The 6327-nt window shown below is 42.3% G+C and carries 7 protein-coding genes; all 7 read left to right on the forward strand.

From position 1 onward, the window contains the following. The first annotated feature begins 78 nt into the window (after positions 1–78). Entirely contained in the window at positions 79–669 is a 591-nt protein-coding gene (locus PCY07_RS06670; RefSeq protein ID WP_301355642.1) for an ATP-dependent Clp protease proteolytic subunit, read from the forward strand. Between the two features lie 277 nt (positions 670–946). After that, the gene (locus PCY07_RS06675) at positions 947–1225 is read left to right on the forward strand and encodes a DUF2129 domain-containing protein (RefSeq protein WP_301355643.1); all 279 of its coding nucleotides are present in this window, start codon (positions 947–949) and stop codon (positions 1223–1225) included. Positions 1226–1333: 108 nt separating this feature from the next. After that, positions 1334–2491, forward strand: a complete 1158-nt coding sequence (locus PCY07_RS06680; protein ID WP_003016149.1) for an ABC transporter substrate-binding protein — start codon at positions 1334–1336, stop codon at positions 2489–2491. An 81-nt stretch (positions 2492–2572) separates the two neighbouring features. Next, a complete protein-coding gene (locus PCY07_RS06685) occupies positions 2573–3442 on the forward strand; it encodes a branched-chain amino acid ABC transporter permease (protein ID WP_021153669.1) in 870 nt (289 codons plus the stop codon). 3 nt (positions 3443–3445) lie between these two features. Then, positions 3446–4393 (forward strand): branched-chain amino acid ABC transporter permease, encoded by a 948-nt coding sequence (locus tag PCY07_RS06690; RefSeq protein WP_301355647.1) that lies wholly within the window; start codon positions 3446–3448, stop codon positions 4391–4393. Further along, positions 4393–5157: an ABC transporter ATP-binding protein gene (locus PCY07_RS06695; protein WP_003005595.1), complete on the forward strand. Its 765-nt coding sequence runs from the start codon at positions 4393–4395 to the stop codon at positions 5155–5157. Before PCY07_RS06690 ends, PCY07_RS06695 begins: the two co-directional genes overlap by 1 nt. Then, positions 5157–5867, forward strand: coding sequence for an ABC transporter ATP-binding protein (locus PCY07_RS06700; RefSeq protein WP_003005434.1), 711 nt, complete (start codon positions 5157–5159; stop codon positions 5865–5867). Before PCY07_RS06695 ends, PCY07_RS06700 begins: the two co-directional genes overlap by 1 nt. Positions 5868–6327 lie beyond the last annotated feature (460 nt).

Here is a 6327-nt window from a genome sequence, read left to right on the forward strand (position 1 = left end):
ACCATTGGTTTATAATAGCACATATACTTTGAACCTCACGAATCGTGAGAATGAATGGATACTAAAGGAGAAGAATAGATGATTCCAGTAGTTATTGAACAAACCAGTCGTGGAGAGCGTTCTTACGATATTTATTCCCGTCTGTTGAAAGATCGAATTATCATGGTAACAGGACCAGTTGAGGACCAAATGGCTAACTCCATTATCGCTCAATTGCTCTTCTTGGATGCCCAAGATAATACAAAAGATATCTATATGTATATCAATACTCCAGGTGGCTCTGTCTCTGCAGGTCTCGCCATCGTAGATACCATGAACTTTATCAAGTCAGATGTCCAAACTATTGTTATGGGGATGGCGGCTTCTATGGGAACTATCATTGCTTCAAGCGGTGCGAAGGGCAAACGCTTCATGTTGCCAAATGCAGAGTACATGATTCACCAACCAATGGGTGGTACTGGTGGTGGTACCCAACAAACCGATATGACGATCGCAGCAGAACACTTGCTCAAAACACGGAATAACTTGGAAAAAATCCTTGCGGAAAATTCAGGTCAATCCATTGAAAAAGTGCATGCTGATGCCGAACGTGACAATTGGATGAGCGCACAAGAAACGCTTGAATATGGCTTTATTGATGAAATCATGGCCAATAATAAATTGGACTAAACCATCCTATGGGAAGGTCCGTCAAGAGGCTGGGACAAAAGTCCTAGCCTCTCAATTATTTTTGGATTGTCGAGCAAAACGCAGTGGTTGAGTGGGCTCTACTACGCTGATTTCATCAGCTTTTACAGCCCTACTCAACTGTGCGGAGGTGGGACGACGAAATCGAATTCTAACGAATTACCGATTTCTGTCCCACTCTCTTTTTGGCTCCCATAAAAGAGTAGTTCTTTTTCTTGAAATTTGATATACTAGTAACAGAACGAGAAAGGGATTGACCATGTTTGAGAAACAAGAAAGAACAGGCTTGATTGTTAAATTGTATTACAATCGAGACGGGAAAAAATTACAATCTGTCGGGGATGTCTTTTATCATTCCAAGAAATGTCGCTATGTTCAGTTATATGTGGACAGCGACAAGGCCGATCAAGTCATGGAAGACTTAAAGAAAGAACGTTATGTCAAAAAGGTCTTGCCTTGCCATCTCAAAGATTTAGATACAGATTTTGTGGGGAGTTTACAACGATTGGAGACCCCATCTGTGGTCACAGAAGGTTAGAAAACGCAATCATTTGATGGATTGCGCTTTTTTTATTGACAATTGTCAGATAATTCGGTATATTCTTAATGTATTTATTTTAAGATTCATTTAAGGAGATCATTACAAATGAAGAAAAAATTTGCTCTTTCATTTTTAACCATTGCAAGTGTCGCTCTTCTTGCTGCTTGTGGTGAAGTTTCTACTTCAGGTTCAAACACAACCGGTAACGAAATCGGCAAAGAACTAAAAGTCGGTTTTAACTTTGAAAAAACTGGTGAAGTAGCAGCCTACGGTAGTGCCGAACAAAAAGGTGCTCAATTAGCCGTTGATGAAATCAACGCTAAGGGTGGAGCTGACGGTAAGAAGATCGTTGTCACAGATAAAGATAACAAATCTGAAACAGCTGAAGCAGCTACAGTCACTACAAACCTTGTCACTCAATCAAAAGTAAATGCTCTTGTAGGACCTGCAACTTCAGGTGCCACTGCAGCAGCGGTTGCCAATGCTGGTAAAGCAGGTGTTCCATTGGTTACACCATCTGCAACTCAAGATGATTTGACAAAAGGTCAAGAATACCTCTTCCGTGCAACCTTCATCGATAGCTTCCAAGGAAAAATCATTGCCAAATACACAACTGATAACTTGAAAGCGAAGAAAGTCGTTCTTTACTACGATAACTCATCTGACTATGCGAAAGGGATTGCTGAAGCCTTCAAGAAATCTTATAAAGGTGAAATTGTAGCAACAGAAACCTTCCAATCTAAGGATACAGACTTCCAAGCTGCCCTTACAAAAATCAAAGATAAAGACTTCGATGCGATTGTTCTTCCAGGATACTACACAGAAACTGGTAAGATCGTAAACCAAGCGCGTGGTATGGGAATCAAACAACCAATCATTGGTGGGGATGGATTTAGTGATGCTAAATTCGTTGAACAAGCAACACCTGCTGCAGCTACAGACATCTACTACGTAGCTGGATTCTCTACTGAGGGTGAAATGACTGATAAAGCCAAGAAATTCGTAGAAGCCTACAAAGCGAAATACAATGAAGAACCTTCAATGTTCGCAGCTTTGGCTTATGATTCAGTTTACATGGTTGCCGAAGCATCTAAAGGTGCTAAGAACTCTGTCGAATTGAAAGACAACCTTGCGAAGTTGAAAGACTTGGAAGGTGTGACTGGTACAATGTCAGTTGACAAGAACCACAACCCGGTTAAATCAGCTCTTATGATTGGCTTGAAAGATGGTAAAGTCAAATCAGTTGAGTCTGTTAAACCATAATTATCATTTGTTGTTTGTACAAGAGGCTGGGAGAATGAAAATTCCTGGCCTCGCTCTTTATTGTTAGAAAGGATGGTTCAAATGCTCCAGCAATTAGTGAACGGTCTAATCTTGGGAAGTGTCTATGCACTCTTGGCCCTTGGTTATACCATGGTGTATGGAATTATCAAATTGATCAACTTTGCCCATGGGGATATTTACATGGTAGGTGCCTTTATGGGATATTTCTTATTGAACTCGTGGAAAGTAAACTTCTTTGTAGCCTTGCTTCTAGCCATGGTTGGAACTGCTATTTTAGGGGTTGTAATTGAATACCTGGCTTATCGTCCGCTTCGTCATTCGACTCGGATTGCAGCCTTGATCACAGCCATCGGGGTTTCCTTCTTGCTCGAATATGGGATGGTCTTCTTCGTAGGTGCCAATACCCGTTCCTTCCCGCAAGTGATTAAAACGGTTCGTTACAACTTCGGTCCTATTTCAATCTCCAATATTCAGTTGATGATCTTGGGAGTGTCTGTTTTCTTGATGGTCGCTCTTCAATTTATTATTCAAAAGACAAAGATGGGGAAAGCCATGCGGGCTGTATCTGTTGATAGTGATGCTGCTCAATTGATGGGGATTAACGTAAACCGTACAATCAGCTTTACCTTTGCTTTGGGATCAGCCTTGGCAGGTGCTGGTGGTGTCTTGATTGGTTTGTATTACAACTCGATCGAGCCTTTGATGGGGATGACACCAGGGATCAAAGCCTTTGTCGCAGCCGTTCTTGGAGGAATCGGAATCATTCCAGGTGCTGCCCTAGGTGGATTTGTTATCGGTTTGTTGGAAACCTTCGCTACAGCGATCGGTCTTTCAGACTTCCGTGATGCCATTGTGTATGCCATCTTGATTGTGATCTTGCTCATCCGTCCAGCAGGTATCCTCGGTAAAAATGTGAAAGAGAAGGTGTAAGCCATGAAACAAAATTTAAAAGTGAATATAGTCTGGCTTGGTCTTTTGGTCGCAGGTTTTGCCTTGATCCAAGTCTTGGTTGCAGCGGGTGTGCTCAACCTCTTCTATATCCAAATTTTGGAACAAATCGGAATTAATATTATCCTTGCAGTTGGCTTGAACCTCATTGTTGGTTTCTCAGGTCAATTCTCACTCGGACATGCCGGATTTATGGCGATTGGTGCCTACTCTGCAGCCATTATCGGTTCCAAATCACCAACCTACGGGGCTTTCTTTGGCGCGATGGTTTTAGGTGCTTTGATTGCTGGTGTCGTTGCCTTGATCGTTGGGGTTCCAACCCTTCGTTTGAAAGGGGACTACCTCGCGATTGCGACACTTGGGGTTTCTGAAATCATCCGGATCTTGATCGTCAATGGTGGTACTCTAACAAATGGTGCTGCTGGGATCCTTGGTTTGCCAGCCTTTACAACTTGGCAATTGGTTTACCTCTTTGTTGTGATTACAACGATCTTTACGATTAACTTCTTGCGAAGTCCAATTGGACGCTCTACCCTTTCTGTTCGTGAAGATGAAATCGCGGCAGAATCTGTTGGGATCAATACGACCAAGGTCAAAGTCATCGCCTTTGTATTTGGTGCGATCACAGCGGCGATTGCTGGATCTCTCCAAGCTGGCTTTATCGGCTCTGTTGTTCCTAAAGACTACTCTTTCACCAATACTATTAATGTCTTGATCATTGTCGTGTTTGGTGGTTTGGGATCAATGTCAGGAACAGTTGTGGCAGCCATCGTCTTGGGTATCTTGAACATGGTGCTTCAAGACTTCTCAAGTGTACGTATGATCATTTACTCATTGGCTTTGATTCTCGTGATGATCTTCCGTCCAGGTGGTCTTCTTGGAATATGGGAATTCAGCTTGAAAAAACTACTCTCAAAAAAGGAGGCTAACTAATGGCGCTTCTTGAAGTAAAAAATTTAACAAAAAACTTTGGTGGTTTGACAGCCGTTGGGGATGTGACCATGGAACTTAATGAAGGGGAATTGGTTGGTTTGATCGGACCCAACGGTGCCGGGAAAACAACCCTCTTCAACCTCCTAACAGGGGTATATGAACCAAGTGAAGGGACCATTACCTTAGATGGTCAGCTACTAAATGGTAAAGCACCTTATAAAATCGCTGCAGGTGGTCTGGGACGGACTTTCCAAAATATTCGTCTCTTTAAAGATTTGAGCGTGTTGGACAATGTTTTGATTGCCTTTGCCAATCACCACAAACCACATGTCTTTGCGAGTCTTTTCCGCTTGCCAAGCTATTACAAGAATGAAGAAGCTTTGAAAGCGAAAGCTCTTGAATTGTTAGCGATTTTTGGTTTGGAAAAAGAAGCAGATACCTTGGCCAAAAACTTAGCTTACGGACAACAACGTCACTTGGAGATCGTTCGTGCCCTTGCTACAGAGCCAAAAATCCTCTTCTTGGATGAGCCTGCTGCAGGGATGAACCCTCAAGAAACAGCAGAATTGACCCAATTGATCCGTCGCATTCAAAAAGAATTTAATATTACGATCATGCTGATCGAGCACGATATGAGCTTGGTTATGGAAGTAACAGAACGGATTTATGTATTGGAATACGGTCGCTTGATTGCCCATGGTACGCCAGATGAAATCAAGACCAACAAACGCGTAATCGAAGCCTATCTAGGAGGTGAAGCCTAATGTCTATGTTAAAAGTTGAAAATCTTTCTGTACACTATGGCATGATCCAGGCTGTCCGTGATGTCAGTTTCGAGGTAAACGAAGGGGAAGTTGTTTCTCTTATCGGTGCTAACGGTGCTGGGAAAACATCCATTCTTCGTACCATTTCAGGTTTAGTGCGTCCAAGTGCTGGGAAAATTGAGTTTTTGGGTCAGGAGATTCAAAAGGTTCCGGCTCAAAAGATTGTAGCAGCAGGACTCTCTCAAGTTCCAGAAGGCCGCCATGTCTTTCCAGGATTGACCGTTATGGAAAACTTGGAAATGGGAGCTTTCTTGAAGAAAGATCGAGAAGAAAATCAAGCTAACTTGAAGAAAGTCTTCTCCCGTTTCCCACGTTTGGAAGAACGGAAGAACCAAGATGCAGCAACCCTATCTGGTGGGGAACAACAAATGCTAGCAATGGGTCGTGCACTTATGTCAACGCCAAAACTCTTGCTTCTGGATGAACCTTCTATGGGATTGGCCCCAATCTTTATCCAAGAAATCTTTGATATCATCCAAGATATCCAAAAACAAGGGACAACTGTTCTCTTGATCGAGCAAAATGCCAATAAGGCCCTTGCCATCGCAGACCGCGGTTATGTTTTGGAAACAGGGAAAGTCGTTCTTACCGGAACTGGAAAAGAACTCTTAGCCTCAGAAGAAGTCCGCAAGGCCTACCTTGGTGGATAAGATTTCTAAAGTTTGTTTGAAAAGAAAAGTTAGCTAAACCTTTCTTCGGATTGATGACAAAGAAAATTTAGAAACTTTCCTCAGGTGAGTACGGACGTCAGCGAACTTCGAAGAAGTTCCATGACTTAGTTTTGAGCCTAAGGTCTCAAAACTCCCGAGTGCTAGAAACAATAATGTTTCTAGCACTTTTCTCACGGCGGAAAGTTTCAATATACTCCCAAATGATTCAAGAAATAGCATAATTTCTATTATGAAGAAACATTAATCTCATTTTATAGGAAAAACAGTTTGAATATGTTCGAAAGAAAGGTCCTGAAGACCTTTCTTTTTTCATTATGTGACTTTCAGTCCGTCTCGCTCCGTTAGGTGCGAGACAAAAAACCACCCGCTATGCGGGTGCGCATCGAAGGTTATACCAAAAAAACTCCAAACGCGATACAATTAAGGTGTTCAAGCCAAT

This window comes from Streptococcus sp. SP1 (assembly GCF_030440005.1).
In the GTDB taxonomy this organism is placed as follows: domain Bacteria; phylum Bacillota; class Bacilli; order Lactobacillales; family Streptococcaceae; genus Streptococcus; species Streptococcus parasanguinis.

Coding starts and splice junctions, on each gene's coding strand:
- PCY07_RS06695 (WP_003005595.1), top strand. CDS start 4,393: ATGGCGCTTCTTGAAGTAAAAAATTTAACAAAAAACTTTGGTGGTTTG.
- PCY07_RS06675 (WP_301355643.1), top strand. CDS start 947: ATGTTTGAGAAACAAGAAAGAACAGGCTTGATTGTTAAATTGTATTAC.
- PCY07_RS06680 (WP_003016149.1), top strand. CDS start 1,334: ATGAAGAAAAAATTTGCTCTTTCATTTTTAACCATTGCAAGTGTCGCT.
- PCY07_RS06670 (WP_301355642.1), top strand. CDS start 79: ATGATTCCAGTAGTTATTGAACAAACCAGTCGTGGAGAGCGTTCTTAC.
- PCY07_RS06685 (WP_021153669.1), top strand. CDS start 2,573: ATGCTCCAGCAATTAGTGAACGGTCTAATCTTGGGAAGTGTCTATGCA.
- PCY07_RS06690 (WP_301355647.1), top strand. CDS start 3,446: ATGAAACAAAATTTAAAAGTGAATATAGTCTGGCTTGGTCTTTTGGTC.
- PCY07_RS06700 (WP_003005434.1), top strand. CDS start 5,157: ATGTCTATGTTAAAAGTTGAAAATCTTTCTGTACACTATGGCATGATC.